We start from the raw sequence: 24710 nt of genomic DNA on the forward strand, positions 1-24710 counted from the left end.
GTTGGAGTGAAAACGGCGACGCGTTGTAGCGCACAAGCTGCACAACAACGCGCACTACTTGCTCAACGCGCGCATGGCTGTCTCGAGGCCGGCGAGCGTGAGCGGATACATGCGGTGGCCGAGCACGTCGCGAATCGCGCTGACCGACTGCCGGTAGGCCCACAAGCCTTCCGGCTCCGGATTGAGCCACGCATGATGCGGGAAATGATCGGCGAGACGGCGCAGCCACACGGCGCCGGCCTCGGCATTGTTGTACTCGACCGAGCCGCCCGGCTGCAGCACTTCGTACGGACTCATCGTCGCGTCGCCGACGAAGATCAGCTTGTAGTCGGGCGTGAATTTGTGCAGCACGTCCCATGTGGGCGCGCGCTCCGCGTGGCGGCGCCGGTTGTTCTTCCACAGGAAGTCGTACACGCAATTGTGGAAGTAGTAGAACTCGAGGTGCTTGAATTCGGCCTTGGCGGCGGAAAAAAGCTCTTCGGTGCGCTTGATGTGATCGTCCATCGAGCCGCCCACGTCGAGCAGCATCAGCACTTTCACGTTGTTGTGCCGCTCCGGCACCATCCGGATATCGAGCCAGCCGGCGTTCGCCGCCGTGCTGCGGATCGTGTCGGGCAGATCGAGTTCTTCGGCCGCCCCTTCGCGCGCGAAGCGGCGCAGACGCCGCAGCGCGACCTTGATGTTGCGCGTGCCGATTTCGACCTGGTCGTCGTAATCGCGGTACGCGCGCTCGTTCCACACTTTCACCGCGGTGCGATTGCCCGCCGCGTCGCCGCCGATGCGTACGCCTTCCGGGTTGAAGCCGCCATTGCCGAACGGCGACGTGCCGCCCGTGCCGATCCATTTGTTGCCGCCTTCGTGGCGCTCTTTCTGTTCGTCGAACAGTTCCTTCAGGCGCTCCATCAGCTTGTCGAGGCCGCCCATCGCTTCGATCTGCGCCTTTTCTTCCGGCGACAGATCGCGTTGCAGCTTCTTCTTCAGCCAGTCGAGCGGGATGTCGAAGGCCAGTTCCGAAGCGAGCGCGACGCCGTTGAAATAGGCGCCGAACGCCTGGTCGAACTTGTCGAAATACTGCTCGTCCTTGATCAGCGTGAGGCGTGCCAGATAGTAGAAATCGTCCAGCGACGGCGGGATCACGTTCGCCTTCAGCGCTTCGAGCAGCGTCAGGTATTCCTTCACCGACACCGGCAGTCTGGCGGCGCGCAGCGAGTAGAAGAAGTCAATCAGCATGCTGGGTCCTCCGCTGCGTTCCGGGTGTTCCGGGTGGGATTCGGCGCGCCGCGTGGCGTGTTCGGCCACGGCGCGCTAACGGGACGCATGGCCTTAACGGTTGTTGCGGTTCATGAAGATCAGCCGCTCGAACAGGCTCACGTCCTGTTCGTTTTTCAGCAGCGCGCCGTGCAGCGGCGGGATGATCTGCTTCTGGTCGGTCGAGCGCAGCGCTTCGGGCGGAATGTCTTCGGCGAGCAGCAGCTTCAACCAGTCCAGCAGTTCCGACGTGGACGGCTTTTTCTTCAGGCCCGACACGTTGCGCAATTCGAAGAAGCTCTGCATGGCCGCGGCGAGCAGGTCTTTCTTGATGCCGGGGTAGTGCACCTCGACGATCTGCTGCATCGTCACCGGATCGGGGAATTTGATGTAGTGGAAGAAGCAGCGGCGCAGAAACGCGTCCGGCAGTTCCTTCTCGTTGTTCGACGTGATGATGACGAGCGGCCGGTGCTTTGCGCGCACCAGTTCGCGGGTCTCGTACACGTAGAACTCCATACGGTCGAGCTCGCGCAGCAGGTCGTTCGGGAATTCGATGTCGGCCTTGTCGATCTCGTCGATCAGCAGCACGGTTTGCTGGTCCGCGTCGAACGCCTGCCACAGCACGCCCTTGACGATGTAGTTGCCGATGTCCTTGACGCGCTCGTCGCCGAGTTGCGAATCGCGCAGGCGCGACACAGCGTCATATTCGTATAAACCCTGCTGTGCTTTCGTCGTGGACTTGATGTGCCACTGCAACAGCGGCATGCCGAGCGCGGCGGCGACTTCTTCGGCGAGCATGGTTTTGCCGGTGCCGGGTTCGCCCTTGATGAGTAGCGGGCGTTTCAGCGTCATCGCGGCGTTGACCGCGAGCTTGAGGTCGTCCGTGGCGACGTATTGCGATGAGCCTTCGAAACGCATGGCGAGATGCTCTTTTTCGGGAAAAAACCCAGTATAAGTCAGAAGGCCTGTTGCGCTGAACCAGGCTCGCGTATGGTTTCACCCGCGGCTTCGGGCGGCGGCAAGCCCCGGCTGGCGTGCGTCGGGCCTTGCTTGGTGGACGTTCGGCGCAGCGTCGCGGTACAATTAGCCCGATTTTTTTGGCCTGCGTGGCTACCCTATAAGAAGAACGGCGCGGGCCGTTGCCATTCCGGGCGCCCGTTTCCCCTCATGCCAGGTTATATGCTATGAATAAACTCGTCGGCAAACACGTCATGATCGCAGCGCTGTCGGTGCTCGCGGGCTATACGGTCAGCACGCAGGCAGCGGATGTGGTGGGTAATGCGAAGGTGGGCCAGGGCAAGGTCGCAATGTGTATCGGCTGCCACGGCATCCCCGAATACCGCACCGCGTACCCTGAGGTCTACCGCGTGCCGAAGCTCGGCGGCCAGAATCAGGCATACCTCGAAAACGCGTTGCATGGCTACAAGAAGGGCGATCGCCACTTCGAAACGATGCGCGCGATCACCGCGTCGCTGTCCGACCAGGACATCGCCGACATCGCTGCTTACTACGCAGCACAAAATTCCTCTTCGAAAAACAATCCCGACAAGTGATCGGCTGCGCTCGTCCATCCAGTCACTCGGCAATTCAATTCGCGGGATAGGAGAATTCATGAATAAGCCCCAACAGGCACTCCACACGGTGTTCAAGACTGCATGTGCAGCGGCGGCGGTGTTCGGTCTGGCTGCAGCGAATGGCGCGTATGCGGCCGACGCCGGCAACGGCAAGGTGTTGTCCGAAAGCCATAATTGCGCGGCTTGTCACGGCATCAACCTGAACAAGCCGGTGAGCCCGGAATATCCGAAGCTCGCGGGTCAGCACGCCGATTACGTGTACTGGGCGCTGCGTCAGTACCAGATGGGCAACGGCAATCCGCACCTCGGTCGCAACAACGCGATCATGCAGGCGCAGGTGCAGAGCCTGTCGCAAAGCGACATGAAAGACATCGCGGCCTATATCGAATCGCTGAACGGCGATCTGGTCCAGAAGAAGTAAGCTTGCTCGCGCGGTTTCGCGCCGGTTACAAAAACAGAACACCCCGCTTCGGCGGGGTGTTCTGTTTTTGGGCGGTGAAACGGTTTTAGGCGTGTTGGGTGATGTTCAGTCGCGTGTGGCGCGGCGCTCGATGCGCTGCAAATACGCGTCGGTGTCCGGCGGCGTGCCGGTGCGCTGCGCTTCCCAGATGGTTTCGCCGAGACAATCCATGATCGCGTGCTGCGCCTCGTGGGTCGAGCCGAGACGCGCCGCGAGGCGCTCGTGAGCCGCGCGGATGCCCGGCGGCTGGTCGATCGACAATTGCTCGGTGATCGCGAGATGCATCGACAGATGCAGGAACGGATTGGTCTGGCCGCGCTCGGGCGAGTATTCCTGAGACTGTGCGGCTTCGCTACGCGTGAGGTCGGCGTGGTATTCGGGGTGTTCGACGATCCAGTCGGCGGCGATCGCTTCCAGCGGCGTCAGAATCTCGCCTTGACGCTGCTTGCGCCAGGTGTCGGTGAAAAAAAGACGAACTTCGTCGCGGCTGGGATTGAACATCGTGGGACCGGTGTGTTTAGTGTGGGGCGTGGACGTGCATCAGCACGTCAAGCGGGCATTTTACGCCGGGGCTGTGTGGCTTGCTGGTGCTCGCTTGTACGGCCAGGTGGTCTTGATGGAATGGACCGCGGCTGCGCAGCGCGGGTTGCGCCAACTCACCCAGGCGCGTCGTTCAAAGATCCGGTGGCGGCGTCTTCGGCCTGAACTCGCATAGCGGCTCGATCGCGCAATGCCAGCACTCCGGCCGGCGCGCCTTGCACACATAGCGGCCATGCAGGATCAGCCAGTGATGGGCGTCCTGTTTGAACTCGGCCGGCGTGAATTTCTCCAGCGCTGTTTCCACCGTGCGCACGTCCTTGCCGGGGGCGAGGCCGGTTCGATTGGCAACCCGAAAGATATGCGTATCGACGGCGATGGTCGGATGACCGAACGCGGTATTCAGAATCACGTTCGCCGTTTTCCGCCCGACGCCCGGCAAGCTTTCGAGCGCTTCACGATCCTCCGGCACTTCGCCGCCGTACTGATCGAGCAGAATCCGGCACGTGGCGATCACGTTCTTCGCTTTGGTCCGATAGAGGCCGATCGTCTTGATGTAGCCGGTGACCCCTTCCTCGCCGAGATCGAAAACCTTCTGCGGCGTATTCGCAACCGGAAACATCTTGCGCATCGCCTTGTTGACCGATACGTCGGTGGCTTGCGCGGACAGCAACACGGCAATCAGCAGTTCGAACGGTGTCGTGTACTCGAGTTCGGTCGTCGGGTGTGGGTTGAGACTTTGCAGCGTCTCGTAGATGGCGCGGCGTTTGTTCGCGTTCATGCGCAACGTGGCGGTTAGAGAGGTTGAATGGCGGCGAGCGTCAATGTTTCGTGGACGGCGTGTCGGCTTCGTTCGCGTCGTCCGCGTTGTTCACGTCGTTTGCGGCGAGACCGAGACGGCGGCGGCGTGCCTCGGCCGCGTCGATCTGCGCCTGCACGTCGGCACTGACGCGCTCGGTGTTCAGCGGGCCCTGGCCTTTGGCGGCCAGTTCCTCTTTCTTCTGACGCGCCCGTTCGAGCGCGGCCTGAATGATCGCGCGTTTCTTCGCTTCGGCGTCGTCCGCAGCGGGGGCTGCGGGCGCGGCTGCGTTGGCGGTGGTTGTTGCGACATTCGACGCCTTCGCGGCATCGGGAGCGTCCGCTGCCGGTGCCGTGCCGATTGCTCGCCGCGCCGCAGCACGCGCTTCGGCCGCTTCGCGCTCGCGTGCGAGACGCGCTTCCCGACGGTTGTGGCGCTCGCGCGCGGCGTCGGCCTGGCTTGGGCTCCACGCGTCCCAACCGGTTGCTTCGCCGGTGACGGGCGGCATCGCGATGCAGTCCACCGGACACGGCGGCACACACAGATCGCAACCGGTGCAGAGCTCGGCGATCACCGTATGCATCTGTTTCGGTGCGCCAACTATTGCATCGACCGGACATGCTTGCATGCACAACGTGCAGCCGATGCAAACTTGTTCGTCGATAACCGCCACAGGTCGCGGCCGTTCGATGCCGTTGGCGGAATTGAGCGGAATCACCGGTTTGCCGAGCAGCGACGCGAGCCGCGCGACGCCCTCGGCGCCGCCGGGCGGGCACTGGTTGTAATTGGCCTCGCCGCGCGCGACGGCTTCGGCGTAGGGGCGGCATGCGGGATAGCCGCACTTCGTGCATTGCGTTTGGGGCAGCAGATCTTCGATGCGGTCTGCGAGTGTATTGGAATCGATCACGGTCACGACGTTGGGGCTTGCCTCGTCGCAGCACAGCTTGCGGCACCCGGTTAGGGAAAACGCGCGGCAGGCTGGGGGCGGCACATAAGCACGGCACTAGCAGTTGGCAAAAGCACGGTTGGCAAAAGCGCATCTGGCAAACGCGGCGAGCCAAAAGTAGCGTGCAAATGCGCGCATACGCATCAATATAGGCAAATACGGACAGCTATAGAGACGTCAATGGCGGCGCATTTGGCGACGAGTATGTGCGGGCGCTGGGCTTGAACTAAATAGCACATTATCGCCGATTTCCCCAATTGCCATCCGCAATCCATGTGCCATAATCGAAGCGCTTTTTCGAAAGACCGCAGAAGGGTATTCCCCCAACCAGCCCGTTCAGTGCTGTCGGTGCAAGGCCCGAGGAGAGGCCGGCGGCGCGATCCGGATAACGCGGCTCACGAAGACGATGCCACCATGAATCAGCCGAAAATCAAAAGAGATCCTGAAGGCACGCGGCGCCGCATTCTGCTAGCGGCGGCCGAAGAGTTTGCAAATGGTGGGTTGTTCGGCGCGCGCGTCGATCAGATCGCCCGCCGCGCGGAAACCAATGAACGCATGCTCTATTACTACTTCGGTAGCAAGGAGCAGCTTTTTACTGCGGTACTCGAGCATGCATTCAGCGCGCTCAACGAGGCCGAACGTACGCTCGAACTGAACGGCATCGCGCCGGTCGAGGCGGTGACCCGTCTCGCGCATTTCGTGTGGGACTATTACCGCGATCATCCGGAGTTGCTGCGGCTCATCAATAACGAGAATCTGCATGAGGCACGCTACATGCAGAAGTCGACCCGCATCCGCGAGATGATCTCGCCGATCGTTGCCACGCTCGGCGGGATTCTCGAGCGAGGTCAGCGCGCCGGCCTGTTCCGCACCAATGTCGATCCGCTGAGGTTTTACGTGACGCTGTCCGGCATGGGCTATTACATCGTGTCGAACCGCTTCACGCTCGAAGCCACGCTCGGCCGCGATTTCAGCAGCGCGAGCGAACGCGGCGAGGTAATCCAGATGAACACCGAGTTGCTGCTCGCGTATCTGTTGCGCAAGTAAGCCGGCGTGGGCGTTCACGCCTCGCGTGGTTTGCATGGCTTGCGTGGCGAGACTTTGGGATCCTGATGAAACGGCAACGGCCTCCGCAGAGGCCGTTGCCGGTATCGACGCGCGGTGTTCAGGCTTCGACTTTTTCCTTTGCTACCTTCGGCGCCTTGTTGTGCTCGAGGATGAATTCGCGCAACTGCGGATAGATGATGGTGCGCCAGCGGCGGCCTGAGAAAATGCCGTAATGGCCGCAATTTTCCGCGGTGAAATGGCGCTTGTCCTTCTCCGGAATGCCGCTGCACAGATCTTGCGCGGCGAAGGTCTGGCCGTCGCCGGAGATGTCGTCCAACTCGCCTTCGATCGTGAAGAGCGCCGTGTTCCTGATGTCCTGCGGACGCACCGGCTCGCCGTCGATCACCCACGTGCCTTCGGCAAGACGGAATTCCTGGAACACCACGCGGATCGTTTCGAGGTAATAGTCGGCGTCCATGTCGAGCACGGCGTTGTACTCGTCGTAGAAGCGGCGATGCGCTTCGGCGTCGTCTTCGTCGCCGCGCAGCAGGCTCTGGTAGTAGTCCCAGTGCGAAGCCGCGTGCCGCTCAGGATTCATCGCGACGAAACCGGTGTGCTGCAGAAAGCCCGGATAGACCTTGCGGCCCACGCCCGGATAGTTCGGCGGCACCGTGAAGATCACGTTGTTTTCGAACCATTCGAACGAGTGCTGGGTGGCGAGCGAATTGACCGACGTCGGGCTCTTACGCGCGTCGATCGGGCCGCCCATCATCGTCATGGTGCGCGGCGTGTCTTCGCCGCGGCTCGCCATCAACGAAATGGCGGCGAGCACCGGCACCGTAGGCTGGCACACCGAGATCACATGCAGATTCTTCGCGCCGATGTGGCGAATGAATTCCTGAATGTACGCAACGTAGTCGTCAAGATGAAACTCGCCCGCTTCGAGCGGCACCATGCGCGCGTCGATCCAGTCGGTCAGATAGACCTTGTGGTCTTGCAGCAGCGTGCGCACGGTGTCGCGCAGCAGCGTGGCGTGGTGGCCTGACAACGGCGCGCACACCAGCACGACCGGTTCGTCTTTCAGTTGGGTTACGGCGTCGCTGTCGTCGGCGAAACGCTTGAAACGCATCAGGCGGCAAAACGGCTTCTCGATGATCGTTTGCTCGATGATCGGAATGTTGTGACCGTCTTTGACGATCTGATGGAGATTGAACTCGGGCTTTTCGTAATCCTTGCCGAGCCGGTAGAGCAGCTCGTAACCGGCGGAGAGGCGGGTGGCGCCGGGCACATACGCCAATGGACTGGCGGGATTGGCGAACTGTTTGGACGCCGCCTGGGCCCAGGCTGTGAGAGGGCTCAACAACGCCCGCTGGAATTCATGCAATTGGTAGAGCATAGGTGCTCCGTTTTTAAGCGGTTCGCATGGGGCTTCGCAAACACGCGTGTGGCGTTGCGGCAGGCCATATTGGTTGTTGTTGGCACATTGATTTTCGGCCGACAGACTTTTCGATCATATCGAACATGGCGTACTTGTGCAATGCAGCAATTTGCGCGCACCGGGCGCGCAAACTGTCATTAAATCATGCTACTGGCGATGTTGCCGCGCCGCTATCGGGGGTTGCCGCAGCCTTCAGTTCTTCCGCCATGCTGTCGATATGCGCCGGCTGACCGGTCGCCTCGGCCATTTGCTGCTCGTGCTTCATCAGATTCAGGCCGGTATGGACCAGCGCCACATGCGAAAACGCTTGCGGGAAGTTGCCCACCAGCCGCTTCGCCGCAGGATCGTACTCTTCCGCGAGCAGACCGACGTCGTTGCACAGCGCGAGCAGCCGTTCGTACATCGCGTGAGCTTCGTCGATACGGCCTTGCAGCGCCAGGTTGTCCACCATCCAGAACGAGCACGCAAGAAAGGTGCCTTCGCCGGGCGGCAGGCCGTCGTCGAATTCGGTGGTGCGGTAGCGCATCACGAAACCTTCGTGCGTCAGATCCCGTTCGATCGCGGCCAGCGTGCCCTTGACACGCGGATCGTCCGGCGGCAGAAAGCCGACCAGCGGCAGCAGCAATACGCTCGCGTCGAGCTGGTCGCTGCCGTAGTACTGCGAGAACGCGTTGAGTTCGGGATTCCACGCTTTCGCGCAGACTTCCGCGTGGATCGCTTCGCGGGTGGCGCGCCAGTCGTCGAGCGGGCCGTCCAGCTTGAACATCTCCGCCGACTGGATCGCGCGGTCGTACGCAACCCACGCCATCACCTTGGAGAACGTGAAATGCTGGCGGCCGCCGCGCGTTTCCCAGATGCCTTCGTCGGGTTCCTGCCAGATCGTGTCGAGGTGGCCGAGCAGCGCGCGCTGCACGTTCCACGCGGTGTCGTCCGCCTGCAGGCCGCCCACGCGCGCCAGATGCAGCGCGTTCATCACTTCGCCGTACACGTCGAGCTGGCGCTGGCCGACCGCGTTGTTGCCGATGCGCACCGGTTTCGAGTCCTCATAGCCGGGCAGCCAGTCGAGCTCGAATTCCGGCAGACGCCGCTCGCCGGCGATCCCGTACATGATCTGCAACTGATCCGGCGCGCCGGCCATCACGCGGCCGAGCCAGCTGCGCCACGCGCGCGCTTCGTCGTAGTAGCCGCCGCGCATCATCGCGAGCAGCGTGATGGTGGCGTCGCGCAGCCAGCAGTAGCGGTAGTCCCAGTTGCGCGAGCCGCCGAGCTGTTCCGGCAGCGACGTGGTGGGCGCCGCGACGATGCCGCCGGTCGGTTCATAAGCGAGCGCCTTCAGCGTGATCAGCGAGCGGCGGATCGGCTCGGCCCATTTGCCTTCGACCGTGCTGCGCGACGACCACTCGAGCCAGTGATTCTCGGTACGCGCAAGCGACGTATGCGGATCGCGCGCAGGCGGAATGCGCAGATGCGAAGGGGCATACGCGAGCGAGAACGGCACGCGCTCGCCTTCGCTGACGGTGAATTCGGCCACCGTCTTCATGTTCTCGCCGCGCAGTTCGACCGGCGTGCGCAGCACCGCGTTGTCGGGGCCGACGATCGCCTTGATGCCGCTGTCGTGCTTCAGCCGGTCCACCCACGGAATCGAAAATCCGTAATCGAAGCGCAGTACGAGTTCCATCTGCATGCGCACGGTGCCGCGTTTGCCGACCACGATCCGCACCATCTCCGACCAGCCGTTGCCGGGCGGCATGAAATCGATCAGCGTGACCGCGCCTTCGGGCGTTTCGAAATCGGTCTCGAGAATCAAGGTTTCGCCGCGATAACGGCGCGTGACGGTGGGCGGCATGTCCGAGACCGGCGAGATCAGCCAGCGGCCGTTGTCGGGCGTGCCGAGCAGCGCCGCAAAGCAGGCGCCGGAGTCGAAGCGCGGCCAGCAGAGCCAGTCGACGGAACCTTCGCGGGAGATGAGCGCGGCCGTGTGGCCGTCGCCGATGAGCGCATAGTCTTCGATGAGTGCGGGCATGGAGAGCGTGTCAGGATGATGCGCGGCGCAGGGCGTCGCGCTGGAGGTCGATGTTATTACCGGACCCGGCCGCCGCGCTTTGGTTCAGTACGCAATGCGGCAAAACGCCAGTTGGTAATCTGTCAAACCACTGCCTACAATCGGATGTCGATCCGGCGCGCATGGATTCCCGGCCACGGGTTTCACGGCGTGGGTCTCGCCCCCGCGAGCGCCGGCCACGCCCATGGCGCGCACAGACGCCGTTTCCGAGGACGAAAGCCATGCTGAACCCTTCGAAATCCGATTGCATCACGATTCTTTCGGCCGCCAGCAAACTCGCTGACGATTCGATGCTGCCGCTCGACCACGGCCGTCTGGGCCTGAGCCGTAACGGCATGCTGGCCGCCGCGGCGTTTCTCGTCGAGCGGGCCTGCTTCCGGCGTCATCAGCAAGGTGACGGTCATTATGCCGTCGGCGCGTTGTCGCTACAGGGACGCTTGCGGCTCGAACAACTTTCGAACGGCTAACGGTTCGCGCCCGACGCGCGCGGCTCGGCTTCGGGCGAGTGTACGCCCATGTAGCGGGCCGCTTCTTTTATCGGCACATCGGCGCCTTCACTCAAGGCGCGCGATGGCGCGACCAGCCGCTTTCGCACGACATGCATGTGAACGCACCGGGGCCGTCGAGGCGCCCGGTGCATCTGCGTGGCCGGCGATTTTGCGCGGCTTTCTGCTGCGGCCAGAAGGCCTGGAAATGCGGCCTGGCCGTGTGCCTACAAAAGCGGCCTAGAAATGCGACGACCCGACGCCAAAGATCCCAATGATGCCGATGATGATCAGATAGAGCGCGACGATGTAATTCAGGAGGCGCGGCATGACCAGAATCAGAATGCCGGCGATCAGCGAAACAAGCGGGCCCAGGCTGAGTGTGACGTTCATGAAGACTCCGTGGTGTGTGACTGAGTTGAAATAATGACCCGTCGGGCGGGACAATGGCTACCCATGCAAACCATCGGCCCGACCTCGGCCGTTGCCACCCTGGCTACATGAGTCGATGCAACGCTTTTATACTTGCTCCGATAAGAACCATGCTCGACCGATAGCGCGGCAGACCAGCGACACCATTACAACCGCAACAACCGAATAACCGATGTCAGGAGGTCTTATGCTTCGTACCGAACGGGCCGCAGTCCGTGCCGTTTCAGGTTCCCACCTTCCCGCTGTTTTCTCTGTTCGCACTTCTACCGCTGAATCCACTTCATCACGTGTGCGTCGGCCCGTTCCTCTGCGCGCCGCCCGCTCGATAATAAAAGGTTTCGTGCTCATGGTCTCGATTGCTGCGTCGCACGCGTTTGCGCAAGATTCCGGCCCGGTCCCCGCGGACGGTGTGTATGACATGCTGGTCGGCACGTACACCGGGGGCAAGAGCGAAGGCCTGTACGTCTACCGCTTCGATACGAAGACGGGCGAAGCCACGCGCGTGTCGGTCGCGCAGACGGTCAATCCGTCGTGCCTCGTGGTGAGCCGCGACCGCCGCTTCGTCTACGCGGTCAACGAACTGCCCGGCGACAACGGTCCGGCCTCGCAGCGCGGCGGCATCAGCGCGTTCCGCTTCGACGCCGCGAGCGGCCAGTTGACCTTTCTCAACAAGGTCTCGTCGGACGGCAACGATCCGTGTTATCTGAGCCTGTCGCCGGACGGCAAGTATCTGCTGACCGCGAACTACTCGGTCGCCGCCGATCCGGGCGGCAGCTTCGCGGTGTTCCCGTTGCAGGCGGACGGCCAGGTCGGCACGTCGGCGTTGACCGTGCATCACGAGGGCGGCGGTCCGGTGAAGGGTCGTCAGGACAACTCGCATGTTCACTCCACCGTGTTCTCGCCGGACGGCCGCTATCTGTTCGCGCAGGACCTCGGCGCCGACAAGCTGTACGCGTATCGCTACACGCCGGATGGCAGCCGCGGCCTGTTCGGCCCGACCGACTGGCGCTACACGCAGGAGAAGGCGGGCACGGGGCCGCGGCATCTGGTGTTCGGCGCGGACGGCAAGCATGCCTATCTGACGAGCGAACTGGCCGGCACGGTCAGCACGTTCAACTACGACGACGGCAAGCTCACGCAGGTACAAACGCTTTCTTTGACGGAGCCCGGCTTCAAGGGCGCGGTCGGCGCGTCGGCGATTCATCTGTCGCCGGACGGGCGCTTCCTGTACGCGTCCAATCGCGGCGATGCGAACGACATCGTGATCTTCTCGGTCGATCCGACGAATGGGCATCTGAAGAAGGTCGGGCATCAGTCGAGCCTCGGCAAGTCGCCGCGCGAGTTCGCGATCGACCCGACCGGCAACTGGCTGATCGTCGGCAATCAGAACAGCGATACGGTGTATGTGTTCAGGCGCGATCAGCAGAGCGGTTTGCTTGAAGCGAATCCGAAGCGCATCGATATCGGCTCGCCGGTGGACTTCAAGCTGGTGTCGCCGTCGTGATGCGTGGCGGTTGAATACGCTGCTTGTATAAGCGAAATGGGCCGCTCATCGAGCGGCCCATTTTCTTGCTGGCTTGCCGGCTGTGTAGCGCGTGTGTCGAGTGCCGCCCGATCAGGCTTATTCCGCCGGCCCCGGCGCCAGCACTTCGCGGCTGCCGTTGATGCCCATCGCCGACACGAGGCCGGCCGTTTCCATCTGCTCGACAAGACGTGCCGCGCGGTTGTAACCAATGCGCAATTGTCGCTGCACCGACGAAATCGACGCGCGCCGCGTGCGCACCACGAACGCGACGGCTTCGTCGTAGAGCGGATCGGCTTCGGCATCCGGCGTGTCGCCGAACAGATCCTGCGCCGCGCCGCCGTCGGTGGCCGGGCCGTCGAGAATGCCTTCCTCGTATTGCGGCTCGCCGAACTGCTTCAGATACTCGACGATCCGGTGTACTTCCTCGTCGGCGACGAACGCGCCGTGCACACGTTGCGGGTAGCCGGTGCCCGGCGGCAGGAACAACATGTCGCCCTGGCCGAGCAGCGATTCGGCGCCCATCTGGTCGAGAATCGTGCGTGAGTCGATTTTCGACGACACCTGGAACGCGACGCGCGTCGGAATGTTCGCCTTGATGAGGCCGGTGATCACGTCGACGGACGGCCGCTGCGTCGCGAGAATCAGATGGATGCCGGCCGCGCGCGCTTTCTGCGCGAGCCGCGCGATCAACTCTTCGATCTTCTTGCCCGCGACCATCATCAGGTCGGCCAGTTCGTCGATCACCACCACGATCAGCGGCAGCGGCGCGAGCGGTTCGGGCGCTTCCGGCGTGAGCGAGAACGGGTTGCCGAGTTTCTTGCCTTTGGCTTCCGTGTCGCGGATTTTCTGATTGAAGCCGGCCAGATTGCGCACGCCGACCGCGGACATCAACCGGTAGCGCTTCTCCATTTCGCCGACGCACCAGTTGAGCGCGTTGGCCGCCAGCTTCATATCGGTGACGACCGGTGCGAGCAGATGCGGAATGCCTTCATACACCGACAGTTCCAGCATCTTCGGATCGATCATGATCAGGCGGACTTCCTCGGGCGTCGCCTTGTAGAGCAGCGAGCAGATCATCGCGTTGATCGCCACCGATTTGCCCGAACCGGTGGTGCCCGCGACCAGCATATGCGGCGCCTTCGCGAGATCGGCCACCACTGGGTGACCGGTGATGTCCTTGCCCATCGCGAGCGTCAGGTGCGAATGCGAGTTCTGGTAGACGCTGGCTTCGAGGATTTCAGACAGGCGGATCGTCTGGCGCTTCGCGTTCGGCAGTTCGAGACCCATGCAGGTCTTGCCGGGAATCGTCTCGACCACGCGGATCGACGTGAGACCGAGACCGCGCGACAGGTCCTTCATCAGGCCGACGATCTGGCTGCCGCGCACGCCGAGCGCCGGTTCGATCTCGAAGCGCGTGATGACCGGGCCGGCCGAGTGGCCGACTACCGTGACCGGCACCTTGAATTCCTGCAGGCGTTGTTCGATCAGCAGGCCCGTTTCGATCAGCTTTTCTTCGGAGACGGGTTCGACGTCGGTGTCGGCGCGCGCGAGCAGGTCGAGCGTCGGCAATTCGACCATCGATGCAGCCGGGGCGTGGAACTCGAAGCCGTTGGCCGGGCTGTGGCCGCGCAGTGGCGTGCGGGGCACGACGATGGGTTCCTGCGGTTCGGGTTGATCGGTCTGTTCCGTCGGCGCGTCAGGGTACTGCGGCTCTGACGCGGACTCCGCTGCCGGTTCGGCCCGCGCGATGAAGCCAGGAAAGCGGACGATATTCGACGCGCTCGGCTCAGGCGTCGCGTCGGCGACGGGCGTCGGCGTGCTTTCCGTATGGTCCGTGACCGCCGGGGGGGCGATTGGGGCCGGCTCCGCGTCCCAGGGCGCCAGCGTTTTAGCAAATACGATTTCGGCATTCGGCACGGCGGCGGATTGGCCCTCCGTGCGCTGGGTCAACGGCGAGTGTTCGATCGGGCGCCCGGACGGTTGTGTCGGTTCGACGTGGGGAACGTCTGCGTCGGTTGCCTCTTGCGTGGCGTCCGATTCGACGACCTGCGGCGGCGCAATCGGCTGATGGACCGGTGCTGGCGCTTCAGGTGCCGTGGCCGGTTCGCTGACGGTATCGGGTGTGGGCTGCGTCGGGATTTCTTCGACGTGCGCGCTTGCCTCCAACTCTGCGGCGAAGATCTGGAACGGCGTCGGAGTGGGGACGGCTGCCGTGCGCGGCACGGGAGGTGTCGGCACAGGTGCGGGTGTCGGAGCCAACGGCGGCTGGATGATCGGCGGTTCGATCGGCCAATGCACGACCGGCTCGATGGTTTCATCGTGCGGCGTTGCCAGTGACGGAGCGTCGAGCCGTGATGTGTCGAGTGCAGCGATGGGCTCTGGCGTGCCTGATGCGGGTTCGGTCTGCGGTGTTACGGCGGCAGCCTCGACCTGCGGCGTCGTGGATATGGCTTCGACCTCGGGCGCATCCAATACGGCACCCGTCGGCGTCTCGAATGCCGCATCGGGTTGCCGTGCATCGAATCCGGCTTCGCCTCGCGGCACCTCACCCATCTGTTGCGCGATGACCTTGGCGCTATCCGCGCTGCTGCTACGTGCGAGACTCACCCCGGCTATGTCCGTCCAGCGCGCGGCGTTTTCCGCGATGCTGCGCAACGTTTCCTGCACGCTGGGCGGTGGCGCGGGCTGGCGAGTCGTCGTCATCGGTCGCGTGTAGCTCGGCGCGGATGAAACGGGACCGCGAGCGGTCGGCGTCGGCGAAGTTTGAGTGAGTGGCGCAGCCGCGAACGGTTGACGGGTCATCGCAGGTCGACTGTCGCGCGAAGCTGCATTGCCGGACCCCGGCATCGCCGACGCACGATTCGCCGCTGCCGGGGATTGCCGCATCGCACCCGTCGCCGTATTCGATACTGCACGCGTTGCGCTTGCCGCCGTTGCTGCGAGCGAGGCTTGCGCAGCCGCCGCTTGCGCCGTGCCCGCGGCGGCGGCCAAACCCGCCGCGCCTGCTGCGATACCTGAAACGCCCACTGGCCGTTGCTCGCCAACCGGGCGCCGCCCTGTCGACGAGCCGTCATGGCGGGCGGCCACCGACGCTGCCGATCCCGCAGGTCCGCCAGCAGTGACGGAGCCGGCCATAGCAGGAGATGTCGTTGCACGCGGAGCCGTTGTCGATTCGCGCAGCCAGCCGGTCGGCGCGACGGGTTCAGCCGGCTGCCACGCCGCGTGGTCCGTAGCGATCGGTTGTGTCGGCACGGGGCGCGGCGTCGAACGCGGCACACTTGCCGCGGGTGTCCGCATGCCCGGCTCGGTTTGCGTAGCCGTGGCATGACGCGACTTCGCGGAATCCGCACGCCAGTTCGTCGCGGCGCCACGCGTCGCGGCGTGCGCACCGGCGGCGCCACCGACACCACCACCGACATCCGCCGCGGCCCCAACACCACCCTTGCGCCCACGCGCCGGCGGCCGCCATACCGTAGGCCGCGCATAGCGTCCCTGGCTCTTCGGCGCCATCGTATTGGTGGACGCAGAAACGTGCTGCGGCAAACCGTCATCGACACTGCGATGGCGGCGCGCTTCCTCGTCGCGTTTGGCGAGACCGCGCGACAGGCCGAGGCCGAACGCGCCGTCGGCCCAGACGGCGACATCGCGCCAGCGGAAATCGATCAGCCACGGCAGGCTGATCAGAAAGAGCGCCAGCGCCGCGAGCGGCGTACCGATATGACCGAGCAGATGACCGAAGCCCGTCGCCAGCGCATGACCGACGCCATTCACGCCGGCCACGCCGATCAGCGACGCCTCCAGCGTGCAACTCGCCACCATCACGCAGACGAAGCCGAGCCACAGGCGGATCGTGCCCGGCCCGCGCAAACCCGCGCCGCCCGGCAGCACCGACTTCACGAGGCGCCACAAAAGAGGAATGAACCAGACGGCCGACCCGCCGAACCAGCCGAAAACTACCGTGTGCATACTAGACATCGACGTATGACGGACGCGAAAAAATGCAATCCGTCGAGTTTAACCGGCGAAGCGCAGTGCTTCGAAGGCGGACGCAAGTACGCTTGCATCGAATGGGAAAGCCGCGGCGCTTACGGGTTGCTGCGATCGAAACTCAGCGTATCGCCATTGTCCAGAATCAGTTGCATCTGCTGCGGCGCGCGCATCTGCACACCCGTGCGGTCGATGTGATTCAGCGCGTTCAGATACGCGCCTTCGATCTGGCCGCCCGGCGTCGCGCATGCCATGCGCGTGCCGCCCAGCGTGCTGAAGCTCAGCTTGCCGTCCTTCAGCGCATACGAACCCATGTAGCGGTTGCAGCCGGAAAAGCCGCTGGCGTGGCGCTGGCCTTTTTCCGTCGAGAGCGTGAGCGTGATCGGCGAGCCCTGATCGGCGGACGGCACCGCCCGCGGGGAGCCGTCGGCCTGTTTCCAGCCGCTCAGCACCCAGCTGGTGTCGTCGAGCAACTGCGTCGCAGCCGGGTTGAACGGATCGGGAGCCGGAGCTGCCGAATCGGGGTGTTTCGGGATCGCACAGGCGCTGCAAAGCGCGGCGACGCCCAGCGCGGCGATGGCCGTGCGCGCATAAGGGATGAAGCGCGCAACACGTCGCGCGGAGGAGCTTTGGAGCATGAGTCGTTCCTCTTCAGACTGGCGAAGGCGTAAGGGTAACGCACCGGGCACGCCGACGGGCGCTTCGGGGTGCACCTCGGCGCGTGCGCCGGGGGTGTGCATCCGGGATGTGCGTCGGGGCTGTGCGTCGGGGTGTGCATGTTAACATCGCGTTCTACCCAATCCCACCCTCATCCGACTTTTATCTGGAGCCCCCATGCAGATCGGCCAACGGATCGGCACGCCCCTTTCTGAATCCGCCACGCGCGTCATGCTGCTCGGTGCCGGCGAGCTCGGCAAGGAAGTGATCATCGCGCTGCAACGGCTGGGCGTCGAAGTGATCGCCGTCGACCGCTATCCGAACGCGCCGGGTCACCAGGTCGCGCATCGCGCGCACGTGATCGACATGACCGACCACGTCGCATTGCGCGCGCTGGTCGAGCAGGAGCGCCCGCATCTGATCGTCCCCGAAATCGAGGCGATCGCCACCGACGCGCTCGCCGCGATCGAAACCGACGGTCTCGCCGAAGTCATTCCGACCGCGCGCGCCACGCAGCTCACGATGAACCGCGAAGGCATCCGCCGCCTCGCCGCCGAGGAACTCGGCCTGCCGACCTCGCCGTATGCATTCGCCGATTCGCTCGACGAACTGCGCGCGGGCATCGCCAAAGTCGGCTATCCGTGCGTGGTGAAACCGGTGATGTCGTCGTCGGGCAAGGGGCAGTCGGTGCTGAAGGGCGATGCCGACGTCGAGCCCGCATGGCAATACGCGCTGGCGGGCGGCCGCGTGAATCATGGCCGCGTGATCGTCGAGGGTTTTATCGATTTCGACTACGAAATCACGCAACTCACCGTGCGCGCGATCGACCCGGCGAGCGGCGAAGTGAGCACCTATTTCTGCGACCCGATCGGCCACGTGCAAGTGGCAGGCGACTACGTCGAATCGTGGCAGCCGCAGCCGATGAGCGCGCTCGCGCTCGAACGTTCGCGTGAAGTCGCGCACAAGGTGACGGCGGCGCTCGGCGGCCGCGGCCTGTTCGGCGTGGAACTTTTCGTGCGCGGCGATGACGTATGGTTTTCGGAAGTGAGTCCGCGTCCGCACGACACGGGTCTCGTCACGCTGTGCTCGCAACGCTTTTCGGAGTTCGAATTGCACGCGCGCGCGATTCTCGGTTTGCCGGTGGATACGTCGCTGCGCGCGCCGGGTGCGTCGGCGGTGATTTACGGCGGACTGGACGAAGCCGGTATCGCGTTCGAAGGTGTGGCGGCGGCGCTCGCCGTGCCGAACGCGGATTTGCGTCTGTTCGGCAAGCCGGAGAGTTTCGTCAAGCGCCGCATGGGCGTTGCGCTCGCCACCGGCGAGACCGTCGACGAAGCACGCTCGCGCGCGAAACAGGCCGCAGCGGCCGTGCGGCCGGTGCCGGCGAAGTAACGCTGCGTGACGCGTCGGCATGACTCGAAGTAACGAGAAGCAGGCCGCACGCAATCCGATTGACTGAAGCGGAGGTCCGCATGGCCCTGAAATCCCGTAGCAACACGTGGCCCGGAAGTTTAGGCCGGCTTGGCGCACTCGCGGTGGTGCTCGCGTTGTGTGCCGGGATGACGGGCTGCGGCCTCGCGGCCGCACCCTGCCGGGTCGCTTCGGCGGGCCTGAAGATCGTGCCGCTGGTCGGCCATGTCGCCGCCGCGCCGACCGACGCGTGCGCCGACGTGATCGATCCATGATCGACCCATTCGCGAACCTGCTGCATGCCGGCGCTGCCGCGCCCGTTATTCGACAACCATCGAGGGATCCGATGAAAAAGTGGTGTGTTGCGTTAAGCGTGATGGCAGGGTTCGTGGCGTGGTGCGGCAATGTGTCGGCCGCGCCGCTGCGCTTCACCGAGATTCAGACGAAAAACCGGCAGACGCAAAAATACACATGCGCGACCGGCAAGATTCTTCAGGTGACTTACTGGAACACGGTGAACGGCCAGAGCTTCGCGCTGGTGCCGGTCAAGGGCCAGCAACTGCTGTTCGTCAACACGATGTCGGCCTCCGGCGCGAAGTATCAGGCCGGCAGCTACACGTGGTGGACCAAGGGCCCGCGCGCCGATCTGTACGACGCGATGGACGGCGAAAACGCGCCGCCCATGCTGTCCGACTGCATCACCATCAATCGCTGAGCGCGACGCCACGATGCGGCGGCTTCATTCAATGCCGCCGTTGGTTCCCGTTATCGTCTGCCACACACGCATGCAGCGCTGCCCGCGAGCGCACGTCATTCCCATTCGAGTAGTAAGCTGTCCGGCGTGACATGCGCCACGCCGCATGAAGCCCCATGAAGCCGCACCAGGCTGGCGTAGCGCCGGCCGCTGTTGTCGCTGTTGTCGTCGTCTTCGATTGTCCGTTTCAGGACCTCAACGGCCGGGCCGCGCTCGTCGCCCGATCGTTTCATCAAGCGAGACCCTCCATGAAAGCATCCGACCTGTTCGTCAAATCGCTGGAAGCCGAAGGTGTCGAGTACGTGTTCGGCATCCCCGGCGAAGAAAATCTCGATCTGCTCGAATCGCTGCGCCGCTCGAAAATCCGTCTGATCCTCACGCGTCACGAACAGGCGGCCGGTTTCATGGCCGCCACGTACGGGCGGCTGACCGGCCGCACCGGCGTGTCGCTCGCCACGCTCGGGCCGGGCGCGACCAACTTCGTGACGGCCGCCGCCTACGCGCAGTTGGGCGGCATGCCGATGCTGATGGTCACCGGGCAAAAGCCGATCAAGTCGAGCAAGCAGGGGCATTTCCAGATCGTCGACGTCGTGCGGATGATGGAGCCGCTCACCAAATACACGCGGCAGATCGTGTCGGTCGCGAATATTCCGGCGGCCGTGCGCGAAGCGGTGCGCCAGGCCGAAGAGGAGCGGCCCGGCGCGGTGCACCTCGAATTGCCTGAAGACGTCGCGCATGAAGAGGGCGACGGCAAGCCGATTCCGAAGAGCTACAGCCGCCGCCCGGTCGCCGAAGAAAAAGCGGTTGCGCGCGCGGTCGAGGCGATCACGCACGCGAAGCATCCGCTGTTGATGATCGGCGCGGGCGGCAATCGCAAGACCACGACGAAGATGCTGCGCGAATTCGTCGACCAGATCGGCATCCCGTTCTTCACTACGCAAATGGGCAAGGGCGTAATCGACGAATCGCATCCGATGTGGCTCGGCAACGCCACGCTGTCCGACGGCGACTTCGTGCACCGCGCGATCGATCACGCCGACTGCATCATCAACGTCGGCCACGACGTGATCGAGAAACCGCCGTTCTTCATGCGCAGCGGCGACGCGGGCGAGAAGACGGTGATTCACGTGAACTTCCTCGGCGCGGAAGTCGATACGGTGTATTTCCCGCAGATCGAAGTGGTCGGCGATATCGCGAACGCGGTGTGGCAACTGAAGGAAAGTCTCAAGGAGCGCCAGAAGCATTGGGACTTCACGCGCTTCAAGGAGATCAAGGAGCACTTCGAAGCGCATCTGGTGAAAGGCCAGCACGACGACCGCTTCCCGATGTATCCGGTGCGGATCGTCAACGACGTGTATGAGACCACGCCGGTGGACGGCATCGTCTGTCTCGACAACGGCATGTACAAGATCTGGTTCGCGCGCTACTACCGCGCGCACGAACCGAATTCGCTGCTGCTCGATAACGCGCTGGCTTCGATGGGCGCGGGGTTGCCTTCGGCGATCGCGACCAAGATCGTGCATCCGGAGCGCAAGGTGATGGCCGTGTGCGGCGACGGCGGCTTCATGATGAATTCGCAGGAGCTGGAAACGGCGGTGCGTCTGAAACTCGATCTCGTGGTGCTGATTCTGCGCGACGACGCGTTCGGGATGATCCGCTGGAAGCAGGAAAACATGAATTTCCCCGATTACGGGATGACGCTGAGCAATCCGGATTTTGTCGCGTATGCGGAGAGCTATGGCGCGAAGGGGCATCGGATCGAGTCCGCGGCGGAGTTCGCGCCGTTGCTGCGCGAATGTTTCGTCACGCCGGGCGTGCACGTGATCGATTTGCCGATCGACTATTCGGACAACGAGCGCGTGCTCAATCGCGAGATCAAGCGGCTTTCCGCGCAACTGTGACGCGCGGTGGGGCATAGCGTTTGCTGGTTGCTGTAGTTTTCGCCGGTTTGTGTTGGTTTGTGCTAACAGCTTCGGAAAGGAGAACGTGTCATGTTGAAGAAGACTTACCCGTACTATCTCGCCAACGAAGCGGTGGCGGCCAATACCGATCTCGAAGTCACCGACAAATTCAGCGGCGAAGTGGCGACCCGCGTCGCGATGGCGGACGCCGCCGCGATCGACAAGGCGATCGGCCACGCGGTCGACGCGATGCCGGCGTTGCGCGCTTTTCCGCCGTTCAAGCGCCAGGCGGTGCTCGAGCATTGTGTGAAGCGCTTTCGCGAGCGTTACGACGAACTGGCGCTGGCGTTGTGTATCGAAGCCGGCAAGCCGATCAACGATTCGAAGGGCGAAGTCACACGGCTGATCGATACGTTCAAGGTGGCGGCGGAGGAGGCCGTGCGCATCGACGGCGAAATCGTGAATCTGGAAATTTCGCCGCGCGCGAAGGGTTATCACGGGTATGTGAAGCGCGTGCCGATCGGGCCGTGCTCGTTTATCTCACCGTTCAATTTTCCGCTCAACCTGACCGCGCACAAGGTCGCGCCGGCGATCGCCGCGGGCGTGCCGTTCGTGCTGAAGCCGGCGAGCCGTACGCCGGTCGGCGCGCTGATCATGGGCGAGATTCTGGCCGAAACCGATTTGCCGAAAGGCGCCTTTTCGATTCTGCCCGCGCATCGCGACGGCGCCGATCTGTTCACGACCGATGAACGCTTCAAGCTGCTGTCGTTCACCGGTTCGCCGGCGGTCGGCTGGGATCTGAAGAAAAAGGCCGGCAAGAAGAAGGTGATTCTGGAACTGGGCGGCAATGCGGCGGCGATCGTCGACGGCGATCAGCGCGACAAGCTCGACTACGTGGTCGACCGGCTCGCGTTCGGCGCGTTTTACCAGTCGGGGCAAAGTTGCATCGGCGTGCAGCGGATTCTGGTGCACGCGAAGCTCTACGACGCGCTGCGCGAAAAACTGATTGCGAAAACGAAGTCGCTGGTGATGGGCGATCCGAAGGACGAAAAAACGTTTGTCGGGCCGATGATCTCCGAGTCGGAGTCGAAGCGACTTGCCGGCTGGATGGAAAGCGCGGTGCAGGCGGGCGCGAAGATCGTCGCGGGCGGCAAGGTGGAAGGCGCGATGTTCGAAGCCACGCTGCTCGAAGGCGTGAAGCGCGATACCGATCTGTACCGCAAGGAAGCGTTCGGCCCGGTGGCGATTCTGGAGCGTTTCGACGATTTCGACGCGGCGCTCGCCACCGTCAACGATAGCGATTTCGGCTTGCAGGCGGGCGTGTTCACCGATTCGCTCGCGCATGCGCATCGCGCGTGGGACGTGCTCGAAGTGGGCGGCGTGGTGATCAACGACGTGCCGTCGTTCCGCGTCGACAACATGCCGTACGGCGGCGTGAAGGATTCGGGACTCGGGCGCGAAGGCGTGCGCTATGCGATCGAGGACATGACCGAACTGCGGTTGATGGTGATGCGCGAGACGTGGTGACGCCGGTTCCGGTGGCGTGTGGCGGCGGGCGGGTTGCTGTCATGCAACTGTCGTCTGGGGGAATTACGCTCGGCTGCGGGCTGCCAGGACCCGGCGAAGCGGCGCCGGCCTCTTTCGCTGCAAAGCCGTCCGCCATCCGCCGACGCCGCCCGGTCGGCGGCCGAACGGCTTTCGCAATCGTAAGCAGAAAGTCGGCAGAAGCGCCATGAGTGTTTTTGCTGAAGTGCTACAATACTGGCCTTTCCGGCGGGTGTTTCCGCCGGCCGGAGCCGGCCGCATTTTTCCCGCGAAACTGACGGGTCCCGTGCGGAACGCCGTGGCTCCGCCTTCATCCTGATGCCCTCTGCGGTTCCGACCGCTGCCGCGCGCACCGCGCCAAGCGCATTTTTAGCGAAAGCCACCATGTCCGACACAGCCGTCACGCCCAGCACTGCGACTTTTGATCAATTCGGCCTCGCGCCCGACATCCTGAAAGCCGTCAAAGAATCGGGCTACACCATCCCTACGCCGATCCAGGCGCAGGCGATTCCCGTCGTGCTGGCCGGCCGTGACGTGATGGGCGCGGCGCAAACCGGCACCGGCAAGACCGCAAGCTTCTCGCTGCCGATCATCCAGCGTCTGTTGCCGCAAGCGAGCACCAGCGCATCGCCCGCCCGCCATCCGGTGCGCGCGCTGATCCTCACGCCGACCCGCGAACTCGCCGACCAGGTCGCCGCGAACGTGCAGTCGTACGCGAAGCACACGGCGCTGCGCAGCGCCGTGGTGTTCGGCGGGGTGGACATGAACCCGCAATCCGAGCAGTTGCGCCGCGGCGTCGAAATCCTGATCGCTACGCCAGGCCGTCTGCTGGATCACGTGCAACAGAAAACGGCCAATCTCGGCCAGGTGCAGATTCTGGTGCTGGACGAAGCCGACCGCATGCTCGACATGGGCTTCCTGCCGGACTTGCAGCGCATCCTGAACCTGCTGCCGAAAGAGCGCCAAACGCTGCTGTTCTCGGCCACGTTCTCGGGCGAAATCAAGAAGCTCGCCGCAACGTATCTGCGTGACCCGCAGACGATCGAAGTCGCGCGCAGCAACTCGACCGCCACCAACGTGACGCAGATCGTTTATGAAGTCGCAGAAGGCGACAAGACCGGCGCGGTCGTGCAACTGATTCGCGAGCGCGGGCTGAAGCAGGTGATCGTGTTCTGCAACAGCAAGATCGGCGCGAGCCGTCTCGCGCGCAGCCTGGAGCGCGACGGCGTGGTGGCCACCGCGATTCACGGCGACCGTTCGCAGAACGAGCGGATGCAGGCGCTGGACGCGTTCAAGCGCGGCGAGATCGAGGCGCTGGTTGCCACCGACGTCGCCGCGCGCGGTCTCGATATCGCCGAACTGCCCGCCGTGATCAATTTCGATCTGCCGTTCAACGCGGAAGATTACGTGCACCGGATCGGCCGTACCGGTCGTGCCGGCGCGTCGGGCGATGCGTTGTCGCTGTGCAGCCCGAACGAGAAGAAGCAACTCGCGGACATTGAAAAGCTGATCAAGCGTCCGCTGGATGTGCAACGTTTGACGGTGGATGCGCCGCCGCGGCATCACCACGAAGAACGCCCGCCGCGCCGCGAACGCAGCGAAGGCCGCGAGGGTCGTGAAGGTCGTGAAGAGCGCGGTGGACGTCGCCGTTCGGGGACTTCGTCGTCGGGTTCGTTCGATCGGCCGCATCACCATCGTGCTGCGCCCGTGGACGATTTCTTCCTGAAGCCGTACGAACCGTCGCCTGCTTCGGTGCGCAAGATCGAGGAAGCGGACGGTGCTGGGTCGGCTCCGCAGAAGTCGGGTTCGAAGCAGCCGCTCGCCGCGTTGCTGGGCGGTTTTGGGATGCCGGTGCGGAAGTCGCCTTCGTCGTCCTGATCGTTGTTTGAGCTGGCCGGTGGCG

22 protein-coding genes are annotated in these 24710 nt (G+C 63.8%); 11 read left to right on the forward strand and 11 right to left on the reverse strand.

What is annotated here, in order from left to right; all coding sequences use genetic code 11:
• Positions 1-54: 54 nt before the first annotated feature.
• Together PQQ51_RS19870 and PQQ51_RS19875 are read right to left on the reverse strand one after the other, a co-directional pair.
• Positions 55-1230 (reverse strand): vWA domain-containing protein, encoded by a 1176-nt coding sequence (locus PQQ51_RS19870; protein WP_408498518.1) that lies wholly within the window; start codon positions 1228-1230, stop codon positions 55-57.
• A gap of 93 nt (positions 1231-1323) precedes the next feature.
• A complete protein-coding gene (locus tag PQQ51_RS19875; protein WP_408498519.1) occupies positions 1324-2166 on the reverse strand; it encodes an AAA family ATPase in 843 nt (280 codons plus the stop codon).
• Between the two features lie 266 nt (positions 2167-2432).
• Between PQQ51_RS19875 and PQQ51_RS19880 the strand changes: the two genes are divergently transcribed.
• Both PQQ51_RS19880 and PQQ51_RS19885 read left to right on the forward strand, forming a co-directional pair.
• Positions 2433-2801 (forward strand): c-type cytochrome, encoded by a 369-nt coding sequence (locus PQQ51_RS19880; RefSeq protein ID WP_408498520.1) that lies wholly within the window; start codon positions 2433-2435, stop codon positions 2799-2801.
• Positions 2802-2859: 58 nt separating this feature from the next.
• Complete coding sequence (locus tag PQQ51_RS19885; RefSeq protein ID WP_408498521.1) at positions 2860-3243, forward strand: c-type cytochrome; 384 nt, start codon at positions 2860-2862, stop codon at positions 3241-3243.
• 105 nt (positions 3244-3348) lie between these two features.
• Here PQQ51_RS19885 and PQQ51_RS19890 read toward each other — a convergent pair whose 3' ends face one another.
• The 3 genes from PQQ51_RS19890 to rsxB all read right to left on the reverse strand — a co-directional run bounded on the left by PQQ51_RS19890 (position 3349) and on the right by rsxB (position 5531).
• Positions 3349-3783: a DUF1841 family protein gene (locus tag PQQ51_RS19890; RefSeq protein ID WP_408498522.1), complete on the reverse strand. Its 435-nt coding sequence runs from the start codon at positions 3781-3783 to the stop codon at positions 3349-3351.
• 172 nt (positions 3784-3955) lie between these two features.
• On the reverse strand, positions 3956-4600 hold the full coding sequence (gene nth / locus PQQ51_RS19895) for an endonuclease III (RefSeq protein WP_408498523.1): 645 nt from the start codon (positions 4598-4600) through the stop codon (positions 3956-3958).
• A gap of 40 nt (positions 4601-4640) precedes the next feature.
• On the reverse strand, positions 4641-5531 hold the full coding sequence (rsxB, locus tag PQQ51_RS19900) for an electron transport complex subunit RsxB (RefSeq protein ID WP_408498524.1): 891 nt from the start codon (positions 5529-5531) through the stop codon (positions 4641-4643).
• Positions 5532-5978: 447 nt separating this feature from the next.
• On the opposite strand from rsxB, the gene PQQ51_RS19905 reads away from it, so the two are divergent.
• Positions 5979-6611, forward strand: coding sequence for a TetR/AcrR family transcriptional regulator (locus PQQ51_RS19905; RefSeq protein ID WP_408498525.1), 633 nt, complete (start codon positions 5979-5981; stop codon positions 6609-6611).
• A 118-nt stretch (positions 6612-6729) separates the two neighbouring features.
• On the opposite strand, the gene PQQ51_RS19910 is transcribed toward PQQ51_RS19905, so the two are convergent.
• Complete coding sequence (locus tag PQQ51_RS19910; RefSeq protein ID WP_408498526.1) at positions 6730-8007, reverse strand: polyhydroxyalkanoate depolymerase; 1278 nt, start codon at positions 8005-8007, stop codon at positions 6730-6732.
• Between the two features lie 184 nt (positions 8008-8191).
• Positions 8192-10072: a glycoside hydrolase family 15 protein gene (locus PQQ51_RS19915; RefSeq protein WP_408498527.1), complete on the reverse strand. Its 1881-nt coding sequence runs from the start codon at positions 10070-10072 to the stop codon at positions 8192-8194.
• A gap of 260 nt (positions 10073-10332) precedes the next feature.
• On the opposite strand from PQQ51_RS19915, the gene PQQ51_RS19920 reads away from it, so the two are divergent.
• Entirely contained in the window at positions 10333-10578 is a 246-nt protein-coding gene (locus PQQ51_RS19920; protein WP_408498528.1) for a hypothetical protein, read from the forward strand.
• Between the two features lie 258 nt (positions 10579-10836).
• On the opposite strand, the gene PQQ51_RS19925 is transcribed toward PQQ51_RS19920, so the two are convergent.
• Positions 10837-10989, reverse strand: a complete 153-nt coding sequence (locus PQQ51_RS19925) for a DUF3096 domain-containing protein (RefSeq protein WP_007175701.1) — start codon at positions 10987-10989, stop codon at positions 10837-10839.
• A gap of 226 nt (positions 10990-11215) precedes the next feature.
• On the opposite strand from PQQ51_RS19925, the gene PQQ51_RS19930 reads away from it, so the two are divergent.
• A complete protein-coding gene (locus PQQ51_RS19930; protein ID WP_408498529.1) occupies positions 11216-12532 on the forward strand; it encodes a lactonase family protein in 1317 nt (438 codons plus the stop codon).
• A gap of 117 nt (positions 12533-12649) precedes the next feature.
• Here the strand turns inward: PQQ51_RS19930 and PQQ51_RS19935 are convergent, their stop codons facing one another.
• Both PQQ51_RS19935 and PQQ51_RS19940 read right to left on the reverse strand, forming a co-directional pair.
• Positions 12650-16519 carry an FtsK/SpoIIIE family DNA translocase gene (locus PQQ51_RS19935; protein WP_408498531.1) on the reverse strand — a complete coding sequence of 1290 codons (3870 nt, stop codon included), beginning with the start codon at positions 16517-16519 and terminating at the stop codon, positions 12650-12652.
• Between the two features lie 119 nt (positions 16520-16638).
• Positions 16639-17178 (reverse strand): META domain-containing protein, encoded by a 540-nt coding sequence (locus PQQ51_RS19940; RefSeq protein ID WP_408498532.1) that lies wholly within the window; start codon positions 17176-17178, stop codon positions 16639-16641.
• A gap of 196 nt (positions 17179-17374) precedes the next feature.
• On the opposite strand from PQQ51_RS19940, the gene purT reads away from it, so the two are divergent.
• The 3 genes from purT to PQQ51_RS19955 all read left to right on the forward strand — a co-directional run bounded on the left by purT (position 17375) and on the right by PQQ51_RS19955 (position 19322).
• Positions 17375-18589: a formate-dependent phosphoribosylglycinamide formyltransferase gene (gene purT / locus PQQ51_RS19945; protein ID WP_408498533.1), complete on the forward strand. Its 1215-nt coding sequence runs from the start codon at positions 17375-17377 to the stop codon at positions 18587-18589.
• An 80-nt stretch (positions 18590-18669) separates the two neighbouring features.
• Positions 18670-18882, forward strand: a complete 213-nt coding sequence (locus PQQ51_RS19950; RefSeq protein WP_408498534.1) for a DUF6726 family protein — start codon at positions 18670-18672, stop codon at positions 18880-18882.
• Between the two features lie 71 nt (positions 18883-18953).
• Positions 18954-19322, forward strand: a complete 369-nt coding sequence (locus PQQ51_RS19955) for an MliC family protein (RefSeq protein WP_408498535.1) — start codon at positions 18954-18956, stop codon at positions 19320-19322.
• Between the two features lie 95 nt (positions 19323-19417).
• On the opposite strand, the gene PQQ51_RS19960 is transcribed toward PQQ51_RS19955, so the two are convergent.
• Positions 19418-19594, reverse strand: a complete 177-nt coding sequence (locus tag PQQ51_RS19960; RefSeq protein WP_408498537.1) for a hypothetical protein — start codon at positions 19592-19594, stop codon at positions 19418-19420.
• A gap of 15 nt (positions 19595-19609) precedes the next feature.
• On the opposite strand from PQQ51_RS19960, the gene PQQ51_RS19965 reads away from it, so the two are divergent.
• The 3 genes from PQQ51_RS19965 to PQQ51_RS19975 all read left to right on the forward strand — a co-directional run bounded on the left by PQQ51_RS19965 (position 19610) and on the right by PQQ51_RS19975 (position 24685).
• Complete coding sequence (locus tag PQQ51_RS19965; RefSeq protein WP_408498538.1) at positions 19610-21262, forward strand: acetolactate synthase large subunit; 1653 nt, start codon at positions 19610-19612, stop codon at positions 21260-21262.
• Between the two features lie 90 nt (positions 21263-21352).
• On the forward strand, positions 21353-22789 hold the full coding sequence (locus PQQ51_RS19970; protein ID WP_408498539.1) for an aldehyde dehydrogenase family protein: 1437 nt from the start codon (positions 21353-21355) through the stop codon (positions 22787-22789).
• Between the two features lie 402 nt (positions 22790-23191).
• Entirely contained in the window at positions 23192-24685 is a 1494-nt protein-coding gene (locus PQQ51_RS19975) for a DEAD/DEAH box helicase (RefSeq protein WP_408498540.1), read from the forward strand.
• Positions 24686-24710: the final 25 nt, after the last annotated feature.

The organism is Paraburkholderia xenovorans (genome assembly GCF_046030735.1).
Taxonomy (GTDB): Bacteria; Pseudomonadota; Gammaproteobacteria; order Burkholderiales; family Burkholderiaceae; genus Paraburkholderia; species Paraburkholderia xenovorans_A.

Coding starts and splice junctions, on each gene's coding strand:
- PQQ51_RS19940 (WP_408498532.1), bottom strand. CDS start 17,178: ATGCTCCAAAGCTCCTCCGCGCGACGTGTTGCGCGCTTCATCCCTTAT.
- PQQ51_RS19910 (WP_408498526.1), bottom strand. CDS start 8,007: ATGCTCTACCAATTGCATGAATTCCAGCGGGCGTTGTTGAGCCCTCTC.
- PQQ51_RS19875 (WP_408498519.1), bottom strand. CDS start 2,166: ATGCGTTTCGAAGGCTCATCGCAATACGTCGCCACGGACGACCTCAAG.
- PQQ51_RS19935 (WP_408498531.1), bottom strand. CDS start 16,519: ATGCACACGGTAGTTTTCGGCTGGTTCGGCGGGTCGGCCGTCTGGTTC.
- PQQ51_RS19890 (WP_408498522.1), bottom strand. CDS start 3,783: ATGTTCAATCCCAGCCGCGACGAAGTTCGTCTTTTTTTCACCGACACC.
- PQQ51_RS19885 (WP_408498521.1), top strand. CDS start 2,860: ATGAATAAGCCCCAACAGGCACTCCACACGGTGTTCAAGACTGCATGT.
- nth (WP_408498523.1), bottom strand. CDS start 4,600: ATGAACGCGAACAAACGCCGCGCCATCTACGAGACGCTGCAAAGTCTC.
- PQQ51_RS19905 (WP_408498525.1), top strand. CDS start 5,979: ATGAATCAGCCGAAAATCAAAAGAGATCCTGAAGGCACGCGGCGCCGC.
- PQQ51_RS19950 (WP_408498534.1), top strand. CDS start 18,670: ATGGCCCTGAAATCCCGTAGCAACACGTGGCCCGGAAGTTTAGGCCGG.
- PQQ51_RS19915 (WP_408498527.1), bottom strand. CDS start 10,072: ATGCCCGCACTCATCGAAGACTATGCGCTCATCGGCGACGGCCACACG.
- PQQ51_RS19930 (WP_408498529.1), top strand. CDS start 11,216: ATGCTTCGTACCGAACGGGCCGCAGTCCGTGCCGTTTCAGGTTCCCAC.
- PQQ51_RS19965 (WP_408498538.1), top strand. CDS start 19,610: ATGAAAGCATCCGACCTGTTCGTCAAATCGCTGGAAGCCGAAGGTGTC.
- PQQ51_RS19920 (WP_408498528.1), top strand. CDS start 10,333: ATGCTGAACCCTTCGAAATCCGATTGCATCACGATTCTTTCGGCCGCC.
- purT (WP_408498533.1), top strand. CDS start 17,375: ATGCAGATCGGCCAACGGATCGGCACGCCCCTTTCTGAATCCGCCACG.
- PQQ51_RS19870 (WP_408498518.1), bottom strand. CDS start 1,230: ATGCTGATTGACTTCTTCTACTCGCTGCGCGCCGCCAGACTGCCGGTG.
- PQQ51_RS19960 (WP_408498537.1), bottom strand. CDS start 19,594: ATGAAACGATCGGGCGACGAGCGCGGCCCGGCCGTTGAGGTCCTGAAA.
- PQQ51_RS19970 (WP_408498539.1), top strand. CDS start 21,353: ATGTTGAAGAAGACTTACCCGTACTATCTCGCCAACGAAGCGGTGGCG.
- PQQ51_RS19925 (WP_007175701.1), bottom strand. CDS start 10,989: ATGAACGTCACACTCAGCCTGGGCCCGCTTGTTTCGCTGATCGCCGGC.
- PQQ51_RS19975 (WP_408498540.1), top strand. CDS start 23,192: ATGTCCGACACAGCCGTCACGCCCAGCACTGCGACTTTTGATCAATTC.
- PQQ51_RS19955 (WP_408498535.1), top strand. CDS start 18,954: ATGAAAAAGTGGTGTGTTGCGTTAAGCGTGATGGCAGGGTTCGTGGCG.
- PQQ51_RS19880 (WP_408498520.1), top strand. CDS start 2,433: ATGAATAAACTCGTCGGCAAACACGTCATGATCGCAGCGCTGTCGGTG.